The following is a 21,652-nucleotide window of genomic DNA, read 5'->3' on the forward strand; positions in this document are numbered from 1 at the left end:
GGAGATATCAATAGGGTTCAGGCGCGGGGAGCGGCGTCAGCCCGCGCTCCAGATGTCCGGCCGGGAGCCGTCGGTGTCGGTGAATCCGTACTCCGCGGCGAGCTGGGCGGAGCTGACGGACCGCTGGTTCCACCGGGCCCGGCCGGGGTCGGCGGCCAGCGCGGCGATGGCGCGGCCGACGTAGCGGGGCGACTCGGAGGACGCGAAGCTCTCGGGCGCGGTCGGGCGGCCCTCGCCCCGGTCCGCGAGCAGCGCGTCGCGCCAGCTCTCCTCGCGGACGCCGTAGTTGTCGAGCATCATTTCCGAGCGCAGCCAGCCGGGTGTGATGGCCACGGCCGTCGCTCCGTAGGGGGCCAGCTCATGGCCCTGGGAGAAGGCCAGCCGGTTCACGGCGGTCTTCACCAGGTCGTAGAAGACCGAGATCCGGTAGCGCCCGGCGTTGTACTCGGCGGTGCCGTCCGTCACCTCGACGAGCAGACCGCTCGGCCTCCCGATGAGGAGCGGCAGCAGATGGTGCGAGGTGATCAGGTGGGTGTCGAGGCCGAGCCGGAGGATGCGCAGACCGGCGTCGAGGTCGTGGTCCCAGATCGGGGTGTTCCAGTCGGCGGGCCCGCCCTTGAGGCGTTCGGCGCCCCAGATGTCGTTGACGAGCACGTCGATGCCGCCGTGCTCGTGGCGGATGCGCCGCGCCAGGCGCCGGACCTGCGCGGAGTCGAGATGGTCGGTCTGGATGGCGATTCCGGTGCCGCCGAGGCGGGTGACGAGGTCGGCGGTCTCCTCGATCGTCTCGGGCCGGTCGTAGTCCGACTGGCCCGAGCCCGTGACGCTGCTGCGTCCCGTACAGATGACGGTCGCACCGGCCTCGCCCAGCGCGGTGGCGATGCCGCGCCCGGCGCCACGGGTCGCCCCCGCGACGACGGCGACCCGTCCGCGCAGCGCCTCGTGATCCGGTGACCAGCTCACGCGATGAGTGTCGCATGGCGACGAACATGCCACTATTGCATCACACCGCAGGTTGGAACAATTCGCCGTGCTCCACCGCACTCGGCGGGCCCCGTGAACCGGGCCTCTTAGGATGAAGTGTCCTCGTCCACCACGCGAAGAACGCAGGGGCTGATGTCGCGGCCGAATCTGACCACCTCGATCGCCACCCGCCTGGTGGACCTGATGCGCCACAGCGGCCTCGACGAAGGGGCCCACATCACCGAGCAGTGGGCGGCGGACGCGCTGGAGGTCTCGCGCACCCCCGTCCGCAAGGCCATGGTCTTCCTCACCGAGGTCGGCATCCTCACCCGGGTCCCGAACCGCGGCTTCTTCCTGGCCCGTGGCGCGGCCACGCTGACCCGGCGCGATCTGTCCGAGGACACCGACATCGAGCAGGAGGCGTACTTCCAGATCGCCGACGACTACGTCGGCGGCCGCTTCACCGGCTCGTTCACCGCCGCCGACATCAGCCGCCGCTACCATCTGACGCCGCGCCAGGCCGACCGGGTACTGACCCGGATGGACGGCGAGGACCTGGTGCGCCGCAGAGCGGGCGGGCGGGGCTGGGAGTTCCAGCACGTCCTCACCACCGTCGAGGCGCACGACCAGAGTTACCGCTTTCGGATGATCATCGAGCCCGCGGCGCTGCTGGAGCCCGGCTTCGCCGTGGACACCGAGGCGTTCGCACAGCACCGGCGGCAGCAGGAGGCGCTGCTGCGCGGTGACATCCTGCTGCTGCCCCGGGCCGAGCTGTTCCAGGTCAACGCCTCGTTCCACGAGATGCTGGTGGGCTGTTCGGGGAATCAGTTCCTGCTGGACGCCGTACGGCGGCAGAACCGGCTGCGCCGTCTGATCGAGTACCGCCACCAGGTCGACCGCTCCCGGCTGACCCACCAGGCCCGCGAGCATCTGCGCCTGCTGGACCTGGTGGAAGGCGGCGGCATCGAGGAGGCGTCGGCGTTCCTCCAGGGCCATCTGGACAAGGTCCGGTCCCTCAAGACCGGGATCGGCCCGGAGGCGTAGTCCCGCAGCACTCCTGAGGCAACCGAGTGCGAGCACTATTGTATCAATGCGCCGCTTAAGACAATATCGTGGGACCATGAACGCTGACCGCACCGCCGTGCTCACCGTGGACGGCCGCCCGTACCGCTACCTGCCCCTGGACCGCCTTCTGCCGCGCGCGGAGCTGGGCACCCTCCCGTACGCGGTGCGCGTCCTGCTGGAGAACGTCGCGCGGCGCGCTCTCGGTGCGCTGGCGGATGTGGTCGGCCGGGCCCGGTCCGGGGGCGGGGCCTGCGAGGTGCCGGTGCATCCGAACCGGATCATGCTGCACGACACCACGTGCCTGCCCGCCCTCGCCGACTTCGCGGCCATGCGGGACAGCGTGGCGGAACTGGGCGGCGAGGCGGAGCTGCTGCAGCCCGCCATCCCGGTCGACCTCACCGTGGACCACTCCGTCATCGTCGAGGAGTACGGCCACCCCGACGCCGTCGAGCGCAATCTGCTGATCGACTTCCGCCGCAACCGGGAGCGCTACGAGTTCGTCAAGTGGGCCGAGCGCAGCGTGCGGAACTTCCGGGTCGTCCCGCCCGGGACCGGCATCATCCACCAGGTCAACATGGAGGCGCTGGCCCGGGTCGTCTGGCAGCAGGACGCCCCCGGCGAGGACCCGCCGTGGCTGTACCCGGACGTGCTCGTCGCGACCGACAGCCACACCCCGATGATCAACGCTCTGGGCGTCGTCGGCTGGGGGGTCGGCGGGCTGGAGGGCCAGGCGGCCATGCTGGGCGAGCCGGTCACCATCCCGTACCCGACGGTGGTGGGCGTGCGGCTGACCGGGCGGCTGCGGCCGGGCATCGGCGCCACCGACCTCGCCCTCACCCTCACCGAGCGGTTGCGCGCCGAGGGCGTGGTGGACAGCTTCGTGGAATTCTGCGGCACCGGCACCACGACGAGGCACACGTCCGGCTCGTCGACGCCTACCTCGCCGCCCAGGGCCTCAAGCGCACCGAGGACCGGCCGGAACCGCGCTACGACGATGTCATCGACCTCGACCTCGGCGCGGTGGAGCCGAGCATGGCCGGGCCGAACCTCCCCCACCAGCGGCTGTCGCTGTCGCGGGTACCCGCCTCGTACCGCGCGGCGGCGACTGCCACGGCGGTGGACACCGGGGACACCTTCGGCGAGCCGCTTCCCGAGGATCCGGTGGCCATCGCGTCGATCACCAGCTGCACCAACACCGCCAACCCGGCGCTCATGGTGCAGGCGGGGCTGCTCGCCGAGCGGGCCGCCGAGGCCGGGCTGAGTGCCAAGCCCTGGGTGAAGACGTCCCTCTCCCCCCGTTCGCGGGTGGTCGAGGAGTATCTGCGGGCGGCCGGGCTGCTGCCCGCCCTGGAGAAGACCGGCTTCCACATCGTCGGCTTCGGCTGCATGACCTGCATCGGCAACTCGGGCCCGCTGCACCCGGCGATGGAAGACCTCGCCGAGCGGGGCGCGGTCGAGCCCGTCGCCGTCCTGTCCGGCAACCGCAACTTCGCCGGGCGGGTCAACCCCCGCACCCCGCTGTCCTATCTGGCCTCCCCGCCCCTGGTCGTGGCCTACGCCCTGGCCGGTTCGATCCTGCACGACTTCGGCCACGACCCCCTGGGCACCACCCCGGACGGCCGCCCCGTCCACCTCCGGGACCTGTGGCCGACGGACGAGGAGGTGAGCGCCCGCATCGCCGAGCACGTCCGCCCCGAGCTGTTCCGGGCGAACGCCGCCCGTCTCCACCACGGCACCGAGGCGTGGCGCGGCATCGAGGCCCCGGGCAGCACCCGCTTCCCCTGGAGCGCCGAGTCGACGTACGTCCGCCGCCCGCCGCAGCTGACCGGACTGTCGGCCACGGCCCCGGACCGCGTCGCCCTGGGCCGGGCGAAGGTGCTGCTGCACCTCGGCGACGACGTCACCACCGACCACATCTCCCCCGCGGGCCGGATCCCCGCCGACAGCGCGGCGGGCCACTGGCTGACCGAGCGCCAAGTGGCCCGCCGCGACCTCAACCAGTACTCCACCCGCCGCAGCAACCACGAGGTGATGCTGCGCGGCGCCTTCACCAACCCGGCGGTGGCCAATCTGCTGCCCGGAACCCGGAAGGGACCCGGCGCCCACACCCATACGGCCGACCGCACCCGGGTCCTGCCGGTGCACGAGGCCGCGCCCACCTACCGCGACGCGGGCTACGACCTGGTCGTCGTCGCGGGCCGCAACTACGGCGCCGGTTCCAGCCGCGACTGGGCCGCCAAGGCGCAGGCCCTGCTCGGCGTCCGGGCGGTGGTGGCCGAGTCGTACGAGCGCATCCACCGCAGCAACCTGATCGGCATGGGCGTCCTGCCCCTGGAGTTCCCCGAGGGCGACAGCGCGTCGGCCCACGCGTTCACCGGAGCGGAGGAACTGTCCTTCGAAGGGCTCGGCCAACTGAGCGTCGGCACCAACCGGGTGGTCCTCCACCTCCACGGCGACAGCCCCGCCACGGCGGAGCTGCGGCTGCGGATCCACTCCCGGCAGGAACTCGGCTACCTGCGCCACGGCGGCATCCTGCCCTACGTGGTCCGCCGCTCCCTTCAGGGACCATGATGGCCCTGCGGGGCGAGATGGCGTCGAAGAGAGACGGTGGGCATGGACTGGGAGAGCTTCGCGGAGCAGATGGCCGGGATGGCGCGGGACCTGCTGGCGCAGGACTCGGTGGACGCGACGCTGGAGCGGATCACCGCGGGCGCCGTGGAGAACGTCGAGGGGTGCGACGCGGCGGGGATCCTGCTCCTCCACGGTCAGCGCGTGGAAACCCTGGCCCCGACCGAAGGGCTGGTGGTCCGCTCCGATCAGCTGCAGGAGCACACCGGTGAGGGCCCGTGCTTCGACGCCGCTCTCCACAGTGAGCCCGTCTACCGGATCAGGGACCTCGCCGAGCCGCAGGAGAAGTGGCCCGAGTTCGGGCGCCGCGCCCGTGACCTGGGCATCGGGAGCATGATGGGGTTCCTGCTCTACACCAGGGAAGAGGAACTCGGTTCGCTGAACCTGTATGCACGGCGTACGGGCGTCTTCACCAAGGGCAGCGAGACGGCGGGCTGGCTGCTGGCCTCGCACGCCGCGGTCGCGTTCTCCAGCGCCCGTACGGCCGACCAGCTCCAGCAGGCGCTCTCCACCCGGCACACCATCGGCGAGGCCATGGGCATCCTGATGGAACGCCTCAAGGTCAGTGAGGACGACGCCTTCAACGTGCTGCGGCGGGTGTCCCAGGAGCGCAACATCAAGCTGCGGGACATCGCCCGGCAGGTCTGTGAGAGCGGCGGCATCGACGGCTGAGGGCCGCCGTGCCGCCGCAATGCGGCTCCACCGGCCCGCATTCTGGACCGGAAGAGCCTGGCCATCGCGTTCCCCCGGGGGACTCACTGACAGCGTGGGGCGCGGGTACCCGGCGCCCCAACCCGTATGCATGCCTCTCAGCGGACAAGGGCTCAGCGGGCGAGGGCTCAGCGGGCGAGGGCCGGGATGACGCCGCCCGCGAGGACCGCCTCGCACTGCCGGGGCGAGAGCCGGTGGCGCAGCAGGTACTCCTCGTCCCGGGTGGTGTCGCGTACGCGGAGGGTCCGGTCGTCCGTCCGGGTCAGGGCCTCGTGCAGACCGGACAGAGAGAGCCGGTCGTCGGCCTGGACGCGCTCGTAGTCGCCGGGGTCGTCGAATTCGAGCGGCAGGACACCGAAGTTGGCGAGGTTCTGCCAGTGGATGCGGGCGTACGAGATGGCGATGACCGCTCGCAGCCCGAGGTAGCGCGGGGTGATGGCGGCGTGTTCGCGGGACGAGCCCTGCCCGTAGTTCGCACCGGCCACGATGAAGTGTCCGGTGGCGTCCCGCACCGACGCGGCGCGGCGCGGGTAGTCGGGGTCCAGCCGGGTGAGGGTGAACTCGGCCAGCTTCGGGATGTTGGACCGGTAGGGCAGGGCCTTCGCCCCGGCCGGGGAGATCTCGTCCGTCGAGACGTCGTCACCGGCCTTGAGCAGGACCGGCCCTTCGAGGGTGTCCGGCAGCGGGTCGAGGTCGGGCAGCGCGGAGATGTTGGGGCCGCGCACCAGCCGGACGCGGTGGGCCTCGTCCGGTGGCAGCGGTGGCTCCAGCATGGCGTCGTTGACCGACGGCGGCTCGGGTGCGGGTGGCGCGGGAGGATCCGCCGACAGGCGGTCGGCCCAGTCGCGCGGATCCGTGATGACGCCGGTCAGCGCGGACGCCGCGGCGGTCTCCGGCGAGCACAGCCACACCGCGTCGTCCTCGGTGCCGGAACGGCCGGGGAAGTTGCGCGGGAAGGTACGCAGCGAATTGCGCCCCGCCGCGGGCGCCTGCCCCATGCCGATGCAGCCGAGACAGCCCGCCTGGTGGATCCGGCCACCGGCGGCGATCAGGTCGAACGTGGCGCCCGACCGCGTCAGGTCCTGCAGGATCTCGCGGGACGTGGGGTTGACGTCGAAGCTCACACCGGGCGCCGTCCGCCGCCCCGCGACCATGGCCGCCGGTACGGCGAAGTCGCGGAACCCGGGGTTGGCGGAGGAGCCGATGACCGCCTGTCCGATGGGCTCCCCGGCGGCCTCCCGGACCGGCACCACGTTGCCCGGCGAGGTGGGCCGTGCGATCAGCGGCTGCAGGGACGACAGGTCGATCTCCTCGTCGAGGTCGTACGTGGCGTCCTCGTCGGCGACGATCCCGGTGAAGTCCGCGCCGCGCCCGACCCCGTCGAGGAAGCCGCGCACCGCGTCGTCGGAGGGGAAGACGGTGGTGGTGGCGCCGAGTTCCGCGCCCATGTTCGCGATGACGTGCCGGTCCATGGCGGTGAGGGAGGCGAGCCCTGGCCCGTGGTACTCCAGCACGCGGTGGACACCGCCCTGCACACCATGGCGGCGCAGCATCTCCAGGATCACGTCCTTGGCGCTCACCCACGGCGGCAGTTCCCCGGTCAGCCGGATGCCCCAGATCCTCGGCATGGTGAGGTGGAGCGGCCGTCCGGCCATGGCGAGGGCGACTTCCAGGCCGCCGGTGCCGATCGCCAGCATGCCGAGCGAGCCGCCCGCGCAGGTGTGGGAGTCGGATCCGGCGAGTGTTCTGCCGGGGGCGCCGAAGTGCTGCATATGGGTCGGGTGGGAGACCCCGTTGCCGGGCCCCGAGAACCACAGGCCGAAGCGGCGGGCGGCCGAGCGCAGGAAGAGGTGGTCCTCGGCGTTGCGCTCGTCGGCCTGGAGGATGTTGTGGTCGACGTACTGCACGCTGACCTGCGTGACGACCCGGTCCAGCGCCAGCGCCTCCAGCTCCTGCATCACCAGGGTGCCGGTGGCGTCCTGGGTGAGCGTCTGGTCCACGCGCAGCGCGATCTCCTCCCCCGGCTCCATGCGGCCGGAGACGAGGTGGTCGCCGATCAGCCGCTGTGTCACGGTGCCGTGTGCGCGGCCACGAGGGGGACCCATAGCGGTACCGCCTTCCCGGTGCGGCGCGGCCGGGACGTCCGGGCGCCACCATGCGGGTTCCCCTCAGCGGCGGCTATGACGGCCGCGCGGCGGCACCGTCACCCGTACGGGGTCACGGGGCCATGCGTCAGGCGCGTGAGGTGAGGATGCTGAGCGCGTTGGCGGCGACGATGGCGCCGATGCTCGCCCACTCGGTCCACCCCAGGCTCTGGCCGAGGATGATCCATCCGACGACCGCGGCGAGGACCGGGTTGACGCTCATGAAGAGCCCGAAGGTCTGGGCGGGGACGCGGCGCAGGGTCAGCAGGTCGGCGAGGTAGGGCACGGCGGAGGAGAGGACACCGGCGGCGATGGCGTAACCGGCCGCCCCCGGCGTCGGCGGGTGCTGCACCGCGATGACGATGCCGACGGGCAGGAACAGCAGGGCGGAGAGCGCGGCGGCCGCCGCCGACCCCTGGAGTCCGGGGACGCGGCGGCCGACGGTGCGGTTGAGCAGGATGTACGACGCCCAGCAGGCGGCGGCCAGCAGCCCGAGGCCGAGGCCCAGATAGTCGGTGGAGGGCTGCGGGCGCATCAGGGTGATCACGCCCGCCAGGGCGACCAGCGCACAGCACGCGTCCGTGCGGCGGCGGGAGGCGGACAGGGCGATGGTGAGCGGGCCGAGGAATTCCAGGGTCACCGCCAGCCCGAGGCCGATGCGGTCGATGGCGCTGTAGAGGGACAGGTTCATGGCGCCGAAGACCAGGGCCAGCAGCAGCACCGGCCACCACTGCCGCTTGGTGAAGGAGCGCAGTTGGGGGCGGCCGACGGCCAGCAGGACGATGGCGGCGACGTACTGGCGTACCGCGACGACGCCGGTGGCGCCGAGGACGGGGAAGGCGAGGGAGCCGATCGCGGCCCCGGTCTGGTTGGACAGACCGCTCCCGGCCATGGTGAGCACCCCGGCCAGCGGCCGCCCGGCCGGGTTCTCGTCCGGGAGGTCCGGGCTCGTGGGTGACGTAGCGATCCGGTGCGCGGGGGCCGGGGAGGGGGCGGAAGCGGGGGCGTGGGCTGCGTCCATGCCCCGATCGTGGAGCCGGGCGACCCTTGCGCAAAATGCGTTCCACAACGCACCTATACGCTGTGGTTATGGATGTGGAGCTGCGGCAGTTGCGCTGTCTCGTCGCGATCGTGGACGAGGGCACCTTCACCGATGCCGCGATCGCGCTCGGGGTGTCCCAGGCGGCCGTGTCCCGCACGCTGGCCTCGCTCGAACGCGCCCTCGGGGTGCGGCTGTTGCGGCGTACGTCCCGGACGGTGACCCCGACCGGCACCGGGCTGCGGGTGGTGGCGCAGGCCCGGCGGGTGCTCGGGGAGGTGGACGATCTGGTGCGGGAGGCCACGTCGGGCCACACCCGGCTGCGGATCGGCTACGCCTGGTCGGCGCTGGGCAGCCACACCCCCGCCTTCCAGCGCCGCTGGGCGGCCGCGCGTCCGGAGACCCGGCTGCACCTCGTACGGGTCAACACGGCCACGGCCGGTCTGGCGGAGGGGGCCTGTGACCTGGCCGTACTGCGCAAGCCGCTGGAGGACCACCGCTTCGACTCGGCCATCGTGGGTCTTGAGCGGCGGCTGTGCGCGATGGCGGCGGACGATCCGCTGGCGCGGCGCCGCTCCATCAGGCTCGCCGACATCGGCGACCGCACGCTGCTGGTCGACCGGCGGACCGGCACCACCACGCCCGAGCTGTGGCCGCCCGGCGCCCGCCCGGCCACCGAGGAGACGCATGACGTCGACGACTGGCTGAACCTGATCTCCACGGGCCACTACGTGGGAATGACGGCCGAGTCGACCGCGCACCAATATCCGCGGCCCGGCATCGTGTACCGGCCGGTGCGCGATGCCGAGCCGATCGCGGTACGGCTGGGCTGGTGGCGGGACGATCCGCATCCCGCCGGACAGGCGGTGATCGAGCTGCTCACCGCGCTCTACCGGGCGGGGTGAGCAGCCGGTCCGTCCGTCAGTAGAAGTGCCTGCGTCCGGCGACCGCGTGACCCGCGGTGCCCAGGGCCCACAGGACCGCCCCGATGACGAGAAGGACGATGCCGATCGTCCACAGGACGGCGATACCGGTCAGCAGGCCGATGATGAGGAGAATGACCCCGAGGACAATCATGGCGTCCTCCGATCTCTCGGGATTGCTCCACCTCAACTATCCGCCTCTTCCGGCTGCCGCGCCAACGCGTCGCACCCCCGCCGGGGGCATCCGCGCGCGGCTCGGGCATCGTGGCTACCGACGTGTTCGCCCAGGAGCCGTGAGGAGTCATCGATGACGACAGCCGAGTCCCGTGAGGCGGCGGCCGGGTCCGCCGAGCCCGTGGTGCGCGCCGCCGCCGGTGCGGTGCGCGGCCGCCGGGAGGACGGTCTGGCCATCTTCCGCGGCATCCCGTTCGCCGAGCCGCCGGTCGGGGAGGCGCGGTTCCAGGCGCCGCGCCCCGTACGCGCCTGGGAGGGGACGCGGGACGCGTTCACCTTCGGGCCGCCGCCCCCGCAGGAGTCGGGGTTCATGGGCCGCACCGGCGTACTGGAGGCGCCCACGGGCGACGACTGGCTGACGGTCAACGTCTGGACCCCCGAGCCTGACCCGGCCGCGCGCCGCCCGGTGATGGTGTGGATCTACGGCGGCGCCTACAAGCTCGGCCACTCCGGCAGCCCCGGCTACGACGCCCGGCGCATCGCCCGCGACGGCGGCCTCGTCGTGGTCACCCTCAACTACCGCGTCGGCATCGAGGGCTTCGCCCACCTCGACGGGGCGCCCGCCAACCGCGGTCTGCTCGACCAGGTCGCGGCCCTGGAGTGGGTGCGGGAGAACATCGCGGCGTTCGGCGGCGACCCCGGCCGGGTCACCGTGTTCGGCGAGTCGGCCGGAGCCGGGTCGGTCGCCTCGCTGCTGGCGATGCCGAGCGCGGCGGGCCTGTTCCGGCGCGCCATCGCGCAGAGCGTGCCGGGCACGTTCTTCTCCGGCGAGCTGGCCCGGGACATCGCGGGCGCGCTCGCCACCGAGGCGGGCCTGCGCCCGACCGCCGCCGACCTGGCCACGGTCGACCCGCGACGGCTGACCTCCGCGGGCGAGGCGCTGGGCCCCAAGATGCGCCAGTACGAGGAGACGTGGGGGAAGGTCGTCCACACCCAGACCCCCTTCTCCCCCGTCGTCGACGGCGAGGTGCTGCCGACCACCCCGTGGCAGGCGCTGGCGGCCGGTGCGGCGCGCGACGTGGAGCTGATCGCCGGGCACAACCGGGACGAATACCGGCTGTTCCTCGCCCTCAGCGGACGGCTCGGCGAGGCGGGCGAGGAGGAAGCGGCGGCGGCCCTGCGCACGTTCGGGCCGGGACCGGACGGCGAACGGGCCTACCGCGCCGCCTTCCCGGACGCCTCCCCCGCCGAACTCCACGAACGCGTCCAGTCCGACTGGCTGTTCCACATGCCCTCGCTCCGGCTGGCCGAGGCCCAGGTGGCCGGGGGCGGCCGCGCCCATATGTACGAGCTGACCTGGCCCGCCCCGGGAGGCGGCGGCGCCCTGGGCGCCTGCCACGGCCTGGACGTCCCGCTGCTGTTCGGCACCTTCGACGCCGACCTCGGCATGCTGCTGTTCGACGCTTCCGGGCCCTCACCGGAGGCGGAGGCACTGTCGTCCCGCTTCCGCGCGGCGTGGACCGCGTTCGCCGCGACGGGCGACCCGGGCTGGCCCGCGTACGACCCGGGTCGGCGGCTGACCCAGGTCTTCGACGCGGCGCCCGAGGTCACCGCCTACCCGGAGGAGGTCTCCCGCGTCCTCTGGCAGGACCACACCTTCCCGACCCTGCCCCTGCTCAGCTGACGCCCTCGGCGCGCTGAACGTTGGCCACCCCCGTCGCGGCGCGGCAGTTGGTCGACGACGCGCGGGCTCGCGGCTCGGCGCGGCGGACCGGGAGGCGCCGGGGCCGCGCCGACCGCCGGGTTGGCTCCCTGGTTGTGGGCAATCGTTCCTCCCCCAGCTACCGCTGGGAGGTGCCCCCTGGCGGAACGGGTGGGCACAACCCGGCCACCGGGCCGCACCCGCGCACGAAAGCCCCGGGGACACCCCGGTGAGGCGCGGCGCCGGGCGTGCACGCGGCCCCGTCCCCCCGCACCGGGCAGGGCGGCCCTACGCTGGTGGGCGTGCACATCTGCTTTGTCTGTAGCGGGAACATCTGCCGTTCACCCTCCGCCGCCCTGGTCTTCGCCGAGCAGCTGCGCCGCGCGGGCCTCGACGGCGCGGTACGGGTCACCAGCGCCGGGATCGGCCCCTGGCACGTCGGCGAACCCGTCGACGAACGGGCCGGTGAGGTGCTGGACCAGCGCGGCTATCCGGTCGAGCACGTCGCGGCCCAGGTCGGTGCCGAGCATCTGGACGCCGATCTCTTCCTGGCCATGGACAGCGGCCACGAGCGGGCGCTGCGCCAGCTCGTCGACGATCCGTCCCGGGTCCGGATGCTGCGGTCCTTCGACCCGGACGCGACCGGCGACCTGGACGTGCCCGATCCGTACTACGGCGGTCCGGAGGGATTCGACGAGGTGCTGGACATGATCGAAGCCGCGACACCCGGCCTGCTCGCCTGGGCGCGCGAGCGCGCCGACGCCGACGCATGACCGCCCGTCCGGACCCGGCCGGAACCGGCGAAGGACCGGGCACGGCGGCGGCGCGGCTCACCGGCCTCCCGGTGACCGGCGAGCGCGCGCTGTCCGGGGCGCTCGCCGAAGTCACCCTCGACGGCGGGCAGGTGGTGATGGTCAAGCGCGGGGACGACCCCGGCGCGGTGGCGGCCGAGGCGGCCGGGCTGCGCTGGCTGGCCGACACCGGCACGGTCAACGTCCCGGTGGTGCACGGCCACGATCCGCGCTGGCTGGTGTCCGACCGGGTCCCGTCCGGCCGGGCGAGCGCGGAGACGGCGGTGCGGTTCGGCCGCGCCCTGGCCGCCCTGCACGCGTCCGGCGCGCCCGCGTTCGGCGCCCCGCCGCCGGACGGCCCCGAGGACGCGTACATCGGGCTCGCCCCGATGCGCAACGTCACCGGCGGCGACTGGCCGGGCTGGTACGCAGACCACCGGGTGCTGCCCTACCTGCGCCGCGCGGTCGACGACGGAACGGTGCACGCGGCCGAGGCGGCCACGATCGAGCGGGCCTGCGAGCGGCTGCCCGAGCTGGCGGGCCCCGCCGAGCCGCCCGCCCGGCTGCACGGCGACCTGTGGAACGGCAATGTGCTGTGGGGCGCGGACGGGCAGGCCTGGCTGATCGACCCGGCCGCGCACGGCGGCCACCGGGAGACGGACCTGGCAATGCTGCACCTGTTCGGCTGCCCGCATCTGGACCGGGTGCTGGCGGGCTACCAGGAGGCGTCACCGCTCGCCGAGGGCTGGGCGGACCGCGTCGGGCTGCACCAGCTCTTCCCGCTGCTGGTGCACGCGGTGCTGTTCGGACGCGGCTACGCCGAGCAGGCCCTCGCGGCGGCCCGCACCGCCCTGGCGGGGTAGGGGGGCGTCGTCCGGATCATGCCGGGCTCCCGACGCCACCGTGACATCAGCCGCTGGCGCGACGGGGACATCAGCCGCTGCCGCGACGGACGGGGACATCAGCCGCTGGCGCGACGGGCACGGCACCTCGCGGCCCCGCGCCCGTCGCACTCCGCGCCTCCCCCAGCTACCGCTGGGCGGTGCCCCCGCGCCCCCAGCTACCGCTGGGAGGTGCCCCCTGACGCCGCGAGCTGATTCGGCCTGATCCGAAAGACGCCTGAGCGGCCCGCGTGAGCCGGTCGGCGAGCGCCGCGACGAGGGCGCGCAGCTCGTCGGGGCGCTCGATGACGAACGGCAGGTCCAGCGACGCGAGCACGCCGGGCAGCCAGTCGAGCCGTTCCACGCGCAGTTCGACACGCGACCACTCCCCGGCCGCCGGGGCTTCGGTCACGAGCGCGACACTCGCGGGCAGCCGGGTGTGGATCTGCTCGGCCGTCCCCTGGATCCGCAGCGTCACCTCATGCCGGTACGGCGCGGTGGCGAGCCCTTCCAGGACGCGCCGCGCCGGGTCGAGTCCGGCGGGCGGCTCGAACGAACCGGGCAGGGTGCGCGCATCGGCGACGCGGTCCAGCCGGAACGTCCGGTCCTCGCCGATCCCGGCATCCACGCCGGTCACGTACCACTTGCCCGCGTGGGCGACGAGCCCGTACGGGTGCAGGGTGCGCTCGCCGGACCGGCCGTCGGCGGCGGTGTAGCGGATACGGACCGGCCGGTGGTGGCGCACCGCGTCGGCGATCGCCAGCAGGACCGGGGTCTGCGGGGCGGCGGACGCGCCGGGCGGGGCCGTGAAGGCGAGGGAGTCGAGCACGGCGTCGAGTCGGTGGCGGAGCCGGTCGGGCAGCACCCGCCGGATCTTGGCCGCCGCGGTCTCGCCCGCCGTGTCCGTGGCCGCCGTAGCCGCGCCCGGGGCCGTCGTCAGGCCGCTGCGCCGCCCGGCGGCCAGGCCGAGCAGCACGGCGAGCGCTTCGTCGTCGGTCAGCATCAGCGGGGGCATGCGGAAACCAGGGGCGAGCCGGTAGCCGCCGTAGCGGCCGCGCACCGACTCGACGGGTACGTCGAGGTCGATGAGGTGGTCGGCGTACCGCCGCACCGTGCGTTCGTCCACGCCGAGCCGGTCGGCGAGTTCGGCGACGGTGCGCAGGCCGCCCGACTGCAGAAGTTCCAGCAGGGTGAGCACTCGGGCGATCGGTCGGGGCATACCGACAAGTCTCCCGTAGATACCGGGCAGGTTCTGCCCGGTATTAGCCGTAGCGTGCGGTCCGAAGCACCGACCGACCAGGAGAAACACCCATGGACTTCGTCTCGATCCGCGTCATCACCGGCGACATCGCCCGCCTCGTCGGCTTCTACGAACGCGCCACCGGAGTGCGGGCGCGCTGGGCCACCGAGGACTTCGCCGAGCTGAGCATCGGCTCGGCCACCCTGGCGATCGGCAGCACCCGCACCGTCCCGATGTTCGCGCCCGGCTCGTCCCACCCGGCCGACAACCGCAGCGTCATCCTGGAGTTCCGGGTGGACGACGTGGACAGCGTGTACCGGAACCTGACCGGCACCGGCTTCGTGCGGGACGTCGTCAAGGAGCCCACCACGATGCCCTGGGGCAACCGCTCGCTCCTCTTCCGCGACCCGGACGGCAACCTCGTCAACTTCTTCACCCCGGCCGCGCCCCATATGCCCGGATAGGGTGGATAAGAGCATGTGGGAACAGGTGACGCGATGAAGAGGGACCCCCGGATCGGCATGCTCATGGCCGCGGGCGAGGACGTCGGCGCGCCGGAGGCGCTGCGGATCGGTCTCGATCAGGCGGTGGCCGGGGTGGGCGGGCTCGGCGGCATGGTGCATCTGGGCGGCGGGGGCAGCGGACAGCTGTATCTGGCGACCCGCTGCGGGCTCTCCGAGGCCCTGGCCGAGGCGTGGAAACGCGTCGGGGGCGATGAGCCGGTCGCGCCCGCCCTCGCCGTACGGGACAACACCTTCGCTTGGACGCCCCTGACCGGCGGCACCGGGGCCGGGGAATTCCGGTCGGCACCGGGCTGGCCTCCGTCCCCATGCCCGCCGCGCGCGGACCGCAGGGCGCGCTGTCCGTCCTGACGGCCGCGCGCGACGGGCCGGGACCGGCGGACCGGGCCCTGCTCACCGCCGTGGCCGGATGGGTCTCGGAGCGGCTGCACGAACCGGCGCTGCCGCAAGGCGGCCCGCCCGGCTGGACCTGGCCCACCCGCTCCGACCTCCGCCGGTCCCGGAGCGGGACCGGCGTCGGCACCTGGGCCTGGGACTTCACCGCCGGAACGATCCAGTGGGACGAGACCGCGCTGGCGATCCTCGGCGCCGGTTCCCTCCCCGCCTCCGCTCGCATCGAGGAGTGGATGGACCGCGTCCACCCCCAGGATCTGCCCCAGGTGCTCGCCACCGCCGAGGAGGCGATCCGCACCCGGGGCACCTACGGCGCCGTCTACCGGGTGCGCCAGCCGGACGGACGGTACCTCCGGGTCGAGGCCCGGGGTCATCTGCCCTCGGGGGACGACGGCACTCCGTATCGCATGACGGGAAGCCTCCAGGACGCGCCGGAGAACCCCGCCTGGCCGCCGCCGGACCACTACGAGGGCGGATTCCTCACCCTCGACGCCACCGGGCGCGTCACCCGGATCGACGAGCAGGCCGAACACCTCCTCGCACCCGCCGCGCCGCCGGTCGGCACCGTGCCCTGGCAGTCGGTCCCGGCGCTGCGGGCCCTCGGCCTGGAGGCGGCGTACCGACAGGCCATGGCCGACGGGCGGCCGTTCAGCTTCGACGCCCGGTGGCCCGCCACCGGCCACCTCTACCGGATACGGCTGGTCCCCGTGGACGGCGGCGTGACCCTCCACTTCGCCGACGCCACCCAGGAGCGGGGCAGCGCCCACACCGGGGGCGACCGCGCCACCCGGCTGGAGGAGCTGGCCGGGACCCTGGCCGCGGCGGCCACCGTGGACGACGTCGTCGACGCCCTGGCCGACCGAGTGCTGCCGCTCTTCGGCGCCGTCGGGCTGCTGGTCCAGCTGGTCGACGGCACCAGCCTGGTCACGGCGGGCTCCCGGGGCTACTCCGAAGACTTCATCGCGCTCCTGGCGGACCCGGGGCATCCCCGTGAGAACCCGCTGACGGTGGCGCTCCGTTCGGCCGTCCCCACCTTCGTCTCCTCGTCGCAGGAGTTCGTCCAGCGCTACCCCGAACTGGCCCATCTGCCCACGGCCTCCGGCAAGCAGGCCTGGGCGTTCCTCCCGCTGATCGTCTCCGGGGACGCCATCGGCTACTGCTCCGTCTCGTTCGACCATCCGCGGATCCTCACCGGCGAGGAGCGCACCCTGCTCACGGCGCTCGGCGGGCTGGCCGCCCAGGCCCTGGCGCGGGCCCGCCTGTACGACGCCGAGCACCAGCACGCCCAGGAGCTGCAGCGCGGGCTGCTCCCCCGCAGCCTGCCCGAAGTGCCCGCCGCCACCGCGGCGGCGCGCTATCTGCCCGCCAGCGCGAGCGCGGAAGTGGGCGGCGACTGGTACGACCTCATCCCGCTGTCCGGGGGCCGGGTGGCGCTCGTCATCGGCGACGTGATGGGCCACGGCCTGTCCGAGGCCGCCACCATGGGGCGGCTGCGCACGGCCGTCCGTACCCTCGCCGACCTCGAACTCCCGCCGGGGGAACTCCTCTTCCACCTCAACGACCTCGTCAGCGGGCTCGGCGACGACTTCTACGCCACCTGCCTGTACGCCGAATACGACCCCACCCGCCACCTCTGCGCCATCGCGCGTGCCGGACATCCGCCGCCCGCCGTGGTCCGCGCCGACGGCTCGGTGTTCTTCCCCGACCTCGCCCGCGACCTCACCAGCGCGGTGCGCCGCACACCGGACGGCGACACCGCCGATCCCGACCGGCTGTGCGACACCCTCATGGCCACTCTGCTGCCACCCGGCGAGCACACCGACGACGACGCGGCGCTGCTCATCGCGCGGCTGAGGCCCCTCCCCGCCGAGGACATCGCCACGTGGTCGCTGCCCGAGGACCCCCGGGCGGCCGGACAGGCGCGCGCCCATGTGCGCGGCCAGCTCGGCGCATGGCATCTTGACGAACTCACCACCACTACCGAGCTGCTGGTCAGCGAGCTGGTGGGCAATGTCGTGCGCCATGCCGAAGGCCCCATCGGGCTGCGCCTGCTGCGCAGCCGGGCCATGATCTGCGAAGTGTCCGACGGCAGCCCGGCCACACCGAGGATCCGGCGGGCGGGCGACCTGGACGAGGGCGGCCGCGGACTGCAGCTGGTCGCCGCCCTCGCCCATCGGTGGGGCGCCCGCTACACCGCCCAGGGAAAGTGCATCTGGACGGAGCAGCCTCTTGAGAACATCACAGGAAGCTGACGTTCTGGGCCAGGGCCAGCTGGCTGGAGTAGTTGATGGTGTTGGTGGCCGGTCGCATGTACGCGCGCCACGAGTCGGAGCCGGACTCGCGGCCGCCGCCGGTTTCCTTCTCGCCGCCGAAGGCGCCGCCGATCTCGGCGCCGGAGGTGCCGATGTTGACGTTGGCGATGCCGCAGTCGGAGCCTTCGGCGGAGAGGAAGAGTTCGGCTTCCCGCTGGTCGCGGGTGAAGATGCTGGACGACAGGCCCTGCGGTACGTCGTTGTGCAGGGCGATGGCCTCCTCCAGGGTGTCGTAGGTCAGTACGTACAGGATCGGCGCGAAGGTCTCCTCCCGTACGACCTCGCTCTGCTCGTCCACCCGGACGATGACGGGTTCGGCGTACGCGGCCCGCGGAAGCGCCTCGGCCAGGCGGCGGTTGCCGCCCGCCACGATCGTGCCGCCCTCGGCCTGGACGCGGGTGAGGGCGTCCCGCATCGTGTCGAGGGCGCCCGTGGAGATGAGCGGGCCGACGAGGGTGTCCTCGTCGAAGGGGTTGCCTATGGGGAGCTTGGTGTAGGCGGCGGTCAGCCGGGCGATGAGGGTGTCGGCGATGTCCCGGTGGACGATGAGGCGGCGCAGCGTCGTACAGCGCTGCCCGGCGGTTCCGGCCGCGGCGAACACGATGCCCTGGACGGCGAGGTCGAGGTCGGCGGAGGGGGCGACGATGGCGGCGTTGTTGCCGCCGAGTTCGAGCAGGCTGCGGCCGAAGCGGGCGGCGACGCGGGGGCCGACCTCGCGGCCCATGCGGGTGGACCCGGTGGCGCTGACGAGGGCCACCCGGGGGTCGTCCACGAGCTTCTCGCCGATGGCGCGGTCGCCGAGCAGCAGCCGGTGGACATCGCGGGGCGCGCCGACGTCCTCGGCGGCCCGGGCGAGGAGCCGGTCGCAGGCCAGGGAGATCAGCGGGGTGAGGTCGGAGGGCTTCCAGATCACGGTGTCGCCGCAGGCCAGGGCGACGGCGGTGTTCCAGGACCAGACGGCGGCGGGGAAGTTGAACGCGGAGATGACCCCGACCACGCCGAGCGGGTGCCAGGTTTCGGCGAGCCGGTGGCCGGGGCGCTCGGAGGCGATGGTGCGTCCGTAGAGCTGGCGGGAGAGGCCGACGGCGAAGTCACAGATGTCGATCATTTCCTGGACCTCGCCCAGCGCCTCGGAGCGGATCTTGCCCGCCTCGATGGTGATGAGGTCGGCCAGGTCGCCGTGGTGGTCGCGCAGCAACTCGCCCAGGCGGCGCACGAGTTCACCGCGCCGGGGGGCGGGGGTGGTGCGCCAGGTGAGGAAGGCCGCACGGGAGGCGGCGATGGCGTCCTCGGCGTCGGCCGGGGTCGCGGCGGCCAGGCCGAAGAGGTCGTCACCGGTGATCGGGGTGCGCGCGGTGAGGCCGCTGCCCTCGGGGACATGCGCGCCGACGCGCTCCAGGGCGGTGCGGGCCCGGGCGCGCAGGTCGTCGGTGGTGGGAAGGGCGGTGCTGGTCATGGATGCTCCCTCGGGAAGTTGTTTCAGCTGAGCACGCCGTCGAGTTGGAGCGTTTCGGCGGCCCGGGCGATGGAGTCGTCTCGCTGCCGCTCGTAGAGGGCGAAGGGGTCGAGGACGTCGCGTCCGATGGCGCCGGACAGCCACGCGCTGTCGTAGGCGGTGCCCGCGTGGTCGTTGTTGCGCGCGCCCTCGCTGGTCAGGTTGGACTGGAAGATGCCCGCCGCGGAGCGGGGCAGGAAGTCCTCGTAGACGATGGGTTCGGCGCGCAGCCAGCCCCCGGCCACCAGCTCGCCGAGGTCGGCGGGCGGGCGGCTGCCGTCCCGTGGCCGGTCGGGCACCACGTGGTAGGTGAAGTAGCCCAGTTTCCGGTCCGCGAGCTGCCGTTCGGTGGCGGGGACGTGGTCCGCCCACAGCGCGTGGGCGATGTCGCCTCGGTCCGCGTCGGGTCGGGCGGCCACCTCCTGGTCGATCCGGGTCAGCAGGTGGTCGTAGAGGGCGCGGCCCTCACGGGTGAGGGCGATGCCGCGCGCCTCGACCTCGCCGAACCGCACCCGCAACGACCCCTCGGCCACGCTGCCGTCGGCGGCGCGCATGGCGCGGGGTTCGGCGAGGGCGCGGAAGGAGGTCTGGCGCAGCAGCAGATCGGGGCCGTCCCAGCGCGGCGGGCCCTGGATCGCGTCGATCATTTCGATGCCGCGCTCGGTCATGCGCCGGTACAGCTCGTCGATGTCCAGGACGCGCGGGGTGAGGTGGTTGATGTGGGTGCTGCGGACACCGCCGATGTCCGCGGCGACGGCGGAGACCCGCTCCAGGGTCGCGTACCAGCCCTGGTCGATCGGCTCGGTCGACAGCTCGAAGGCCTGCACGGCGAGCTGGAGGAAGCGTGTCGCCTCCGCCTCGGGCAGTTCGCCCTCGGCTTCGGCCCGGTCGGCGAGGGCCAGCAGCTCCGGCGGGAACAGCTCGCGTCCGGCGAGGAAGGTTTCCAGCCGGGCGCGCAGATCGTCGTCGAAGAAGCGCGGATCGGCGGGGGTGAGCATGGAGGTGAAGACGCGGAACGGGTTGCGCGCCAGCTCCTCGCCGTCGGTGGGGCGGAAGGCGGTGGAGATGACGGGCACCGCGCTGGCGGCGGCCTCGCGCAGGTCGTAGAAGCCGGTCGGACGCATGCCGAGGGCGCCGAAGACGCGCGCGACCTGGTTCATCTCCCGTGGGGTGCCGACCCGGATGGCGCCGTGCCGCTCGGCGGTGACGCGGCTGATGGAGCCCAGCCGTTCGGCGTCGGCGCCCCGGGTGCGCAGCACATCGTCGTTGACCTCGCGGGAGACGTCCACGAGGGTGGTGTAGGCGGGGACCTCCCGCCCGTACATGTCCGAGAGCCGGGCGGCGAACGCGGCGCGCAGCTGCCACTGGCGATGTGTCCGGCTGGTCATGGAGAGTGCTGCCTTTCGGTTGGCCGTTCACACGACGTGGGCTTCGGGGCGCGCCGTCGCCCCGATGGTGAAGCGGTCGGCGCTGAACGGCGTGACGTCGACGAACGGTGTGCGGTCCAGATACAGGTCTCGGACGATCTCGCCGACCGCCGGGGCCTGGAGGAAGCCATGCCCCGAGAACCCGGTCGCGTAAAAGAAGTTGCTCACCTCACTGGAGCGGCCGATCAGGGCGTTGTGGTCCGGGGTGATCTCGTAGAGCCCGGCCCAGCCGCCGACCGTCTCCATATCGGCCAGGGCCGGGGCCTGTCGCCGTGCGGCGGCGCGGAACAGCTCCAGCCAGTCCGGGGTCCAGGTGGTGTCGTAGCCATCGGCCTGGCCGGGGTCGGCGAGGCCGAACAGCAGCCCGTCGTCGCTGTTGTGGAAGTAGGCCGTGGACGAGAAGTCGATGGTGAAGGGGATGCGCGGGGCGGGCGGGGTGAGCGGGGCGGTGAAGGCCACCTGACGGCGCACCGGGCGCACCGGGAGGCTGACGTCCAGCATGTCCCCGATCCGCGCCGACCAGGCGCCCGCGGTACAGATGACGGTGGCGCAGGAGATCGGCCCCTGGTCGGTGTGCACGGTGGTGATCCGGTCGCCCGCGGTGTCGATGGCGGTGACGGCGGTGTGGGTGGCGATGCACACGCCGGAACGGGAGGCGGCGCGCGCGTAGCCCTCGATGACCAGCGCGGGGCGGGCGTGGCCGTCGGTGGGCGAGTGGACGGCGGCCACGAGCCCGTCGGTGCTGACGTAGGGGCACAGCGCGCGTGCCTCCTGCGGGCCGATCATGCGGCTGGGCACGCCGAGGCCGTTCTGGGTCCTGACGCAGGCCTCGAAGTCCGCGGCCTGCTGGTCGCTGGTGAGCAGGAAGAGGTAGCCGACGCTGTCGAGCCGGATGTCGGCGCCGGGACGGTGCGGGAAGTCCTGGTAGGCACGGAGACTCCGGCTGCCCAGCTGGATGTTGAGCGGGTCGGAGAACTGGGCCCGCACACCGCCGATGGGCTTGCCCGAGCTGCCGCAGCCCAGGTGTCCGCGCTCGACGACGACGATGTTCTCCACCCCGGCCTCGGCCAGGTGGAAGGCGGTGCTGGTACCCATCACCCCGCCGCCGATGATCACGACGTCGGCGGCGGGCGGAACGGTGCGGAAGGAGGGCGAGGAGGACGAGGAGGACACGTGGCCGATCCCTTCCTGAGGCGGGCGCCGGGGGCCGGACGGGTCTCCGGTCCCGGGCGCGGCGCGGCTG

Annotated in this window: 18 protein-coding genes and 1 pseudogene; 11 read left to right on the forward strand and 8 right to left on the reverse strand. The window is 73.3% G+C overall.

Annotation, left to right across the window (positions count from 1 at the left end; genetic code table 11):
- Positions 1 to 36 precede the first annotated feature (36 nt).
- Positions 37 to 963 carry an SDR family oxidoreductase gene (locus ACFV9T_RS22355; protein WP_385443018.1) on the reverse strand — a complete coding sequence of 309 codons (927 nt, stop codon included), beginning with the start codon at positions 961 to 963 and terminating at the stop codon, positions 37 to 39.
- A gap of 153 nt (positions 964 to 1,116) precedes the next feature.
- Between ACFV9T_RS22355 and ACFV9T_RS22360 the strand changes: the two genes are divergently transcribed.
- From ACFV9T_RS22360 to ACFV9T_RS22375, 4 genes and pseudogenes are all read left to right on the forward strand, one after another.
- Positions 1,117 to 2,007 carry an FCD domain-containing protein gene (locus tag ACFV9T_RS22360; RefSeq protein ID WP_385443020.1) on the forward strand — a complete coding sequence of 297 codons (891 nt, stop codon included), beginning with the start codon at positions 1,117 to 1,119 and terminating at the stop codon, positions 2,005 to 2,007.
- A 301-nt stretch (positions 2,008 to 2,308) separates the two neighbouring features.
- Positions 2,309 to 3,537: pseudogene (locus ACFV9T_RS22365) on the forward strand (aconitase family protein); the annotation flags it as partial.
- Between the two features lie 468 nt (positions 3,538 to 4,005).
- Entirely contained in the window at positions 4,006 to 4,599 is a 594-nt protein-coding gene (locus tag ACFV9T_RS22370; RefSeq protein ID WP_385443122.1) for an aconitate hydratase, read from the forward strand.
- Between the two features lie 42 nt (positions 4,600 to 4,641).
- Positions 4,642 to 5,328 carry a GAF and ANTAR domain-containing protein gene (locus tag ACFV9T_RS22375; protein ID WP_385443023.1) on the forward strand — a complete coding sequence of 229 codons (687 nt, stop codon included), beginning with the start codon at positions 4,642 to 4,644 and terminating at the stop codon, positions 5,326 to 5,328.
- A 167-nt stretch (positions 5,329 to 5,495) separates the two neighbouring features.
- Here ACFV9T_RS22375 and ACFV9T_RS22380 read toward each other — a convergent pair whose 3' ends face one another.
- On the reverse strand, positions 5,496 to 7,472 hold the full coding sequence (locus ACFV9T_RS22380) for an aconitate hydratase (RefSeq protein ID WP_385443025.1): 1,977 nt from the start codon (positions 7,470 to 7,472) through the stop codon (positions 5,496 to 5,498).
- 127 nt (positions 7,473 to 7,599) lie between these two features.
- Complete coding sequence (locus tag ACFV9T_RS22385) at positions 7,600 to 8,532, reverse strand: DMT family transporter (protein WP_385443028.1); 933 nt, start codon at positions 8,530 to 8,532, stop codon at positions 7,600 to 7,602.
- A gap of 68 nt (positions 8,533 to 8,600) precedes the next feature.
- On the opposite strand from ACFV9T_RS22385, the gene ACFV9T_RS22390 reads away from it, so the two are divergent.
- On the forward strand, positions 8,601 to 9,455 hold the full coding sequence (locus ACFV9T_RS22390; protein WP_385443030.1) for a LysR family transcriptional regulator: 855 nt from the start codon (positions 8,601 to 8,603) through the stop codon (positions 9,453 to 9,455).
- Positions 9,456 to 9,471: 16 nt separating this feature from the next.
- Here ACFV9T_RS22390 and ACFV9T_RS22395 read toward each other — a convergent pair whose 3' ends face one another.
- A complete protein-coding gene (locus tag ACFV9T_RS22395; protein ID WP_385443032.1) occupies positions 9,472 to 9,627 on the reverse strand; it encodes a DUF6131 family protein in 156 nt (51 codons plus the stop codon).
- A 153-nt stretch (positions 9,628 to 9,780) separates the two neighbouring features.
- Here ACFV9T_RS22395 and ACFV9T_RS22400 point away from each other — a divergent pair, with 153 nt between their 5' ends.
- The 3 genes from ACFV9T_RS22400 to ACFV9T_RS22410 all read left to right on the forward strand — a co-directional run bounded on the left by ACFV9T_RS22400 (position 9,781) and on the right by ACFV9T_RS22410 (position 13,003).
- Positions 9,781 to 11,331 carry a carboxylesterase/lipase family protein gene (locus ACFV9T_RS22400; protein WP_385443034.1) on the forward strand — a complete coding sequence of 517 codons (1,551 nt, stop codon included), beginning with the start codon at positions 9,781 to 9,783 and terminating at the stop codon, positions 11,329 to 11,331.
- A gap of 320 nt (positions 11,332 to 11,651) precedes the next feature.
- Positions 11,652 to 12,122, forward strand: a complete 471-nt coding sequence (locus tag ACFV9T_RS22405) for a low molecular weight protein-tyrosine-phosphatase (protein WP_385443036.1) — start codon at positions 11,652 to 11,654, stop codon at positions 12,120 to 12,122.
- Complete coding sequence (locus ACFV9T_RS22410; RefSeq protein WP_385443037.1) at positions 12,119 to 13,003, forward strand: fructosamine kinase family protein; 885 nt, start codon at positions 12,119 to 12,121, stop codon at positions 13,001 to 13,003. Before ACFV9T_RS22405 ends, ACFV9T_RS22410 begins: the two co-directional genes overlap by 4 nt.
- A 166-nt stretch (positions 13,004 to 13,169) precedes the next feature.
- Here the strand turns inward: ACFV9T_RS22410 and ACFV9T_RS22415 are convergent, their stop codons facing one another.
- A complete protein-coding gene (locus ACFV9T_RS22415) occupies positions 13,170 to 14,240 on the reverse strand; it encodes a helix-turn-helix transcriptional regulator (protein WP_385443039.1) in 1,071 nt (356 codons plus the stop codon).
- 92 nt (positions 14,241 to 14,332) lie between these two features.
- Here ACFV9T_RS22415 and ACFV9T_RS22420 point away from each other — a divergent pair, with 92 nt between their 5' ends.
- Genes ACFV9T_RS22420 through ACFV9T_RS22430 form a run of 3 tightly spaced genes read left to right on the forward strand, consistent with a single transcriptional unit; the run spans position 14,333 to position 17,427 of the window.
- Positions 14,333 to 14,725 (forward strand): VOC family protein, encoded by a 393-nt coding sequence (locus ACFV9T_RS22420; RefSeq protein WP_385443041.1) that lies wholly within the window; start codon positions 14,333 to 14,335, stop codon positions 14,723 to 14,725.
- Positions 14,726 to 14,758: 33 nt separating this feature from the next.
- Positions 14,759 to 15,133, forward strand: a complete 375-nt coding sequence (locus ACFV9T_RS22425; RefSeq protein ID WP_385443043.1) for a hypothetical protein — start codon at positions 14,759 to 14,761, stop codon at positions 15,131 to 15,133.
- Positions 15,091 to 17,427 carry a SpoIIE family protein phosphatase gene (locus ACFV9T_RS22430; protein ID WP_385443044.1) on the forward strand — a complete coding sequence of 779 codons (2,337 nt, stop codon included), beginning with the start codon at positions 15,091 to 15,093 and terminating at the stop codon, positions 17,425 to 17,427. The genes ACFV9T_RS22425 and ACFV9T_RS22430 overlap by 43 nt, the downstream gene beginning before the upstream one ends.
- Here ACFV9T_RS22430 and ACFV9T_RS22435 read toward each other — a convergent pair.
- The 3 genes from ACFV9T_RS22435 to ACFV9T_RS22445 are packed head-to-tail and all read right to left on the reverse strand — an operon-like array spanning position 17,414 to position 21,582.
- The gene (locus ACFV9T_RS22435) at positions 17,414 to 18,943 is read right to left on the reverse strand and encodes an aldehyde dehydrogenase family protein (protein ID WP_385443047.1); all 1,530 of its coding nucleotides are present in this window, start codon (positions 18,941 to 18,943) and stop codon (positions 17,414 to 17,416) included. The two genes, ACFV9T_RS22430 and ACFV9T_RS22435, sit on opposite strands and share 14 nt — an antisense overlap.
- Positions 18,944 to 18,966: 23 nt before the next feature.
- Positions 18,967 to 20,370, reverse strand: a complete 1,404-nt coding sequence (locus ACFV9T_RS22440) for a 2-oxoadipate dioxygenase/decarboxylase family protein (RefSeq protein WP_385443050.1) — start codon at positions 20,368 to 20,370, stop codon at positions 18,967 to 18,969.
- A 27-nt stretch (positions 20,371 to 20,397) separates the two neighbouring features.
- Entirely contained in the window at positions 20,398 to 21,582 is a 1,185-nt protein-coding gene (locus tag ACFV9T_RS22445; protein WP_385443053.1) for an NAD(P)/FAD-dependent oxidoreductase, read from the reverse strand.
- Between the last annotated feature and the right edge of the window lie 70 nt (positions 21,583 to 21,652).

The organism is Streptomyces sp. NPDC059850 (genome assembly GCF_042731515.1).
In the GTDB taxonomy this organism is placed as follows: Bacteria; Actinomycetota; Actinomycetes; order Streptomycetales; family Streptomycetaceae; genus Streptomyces.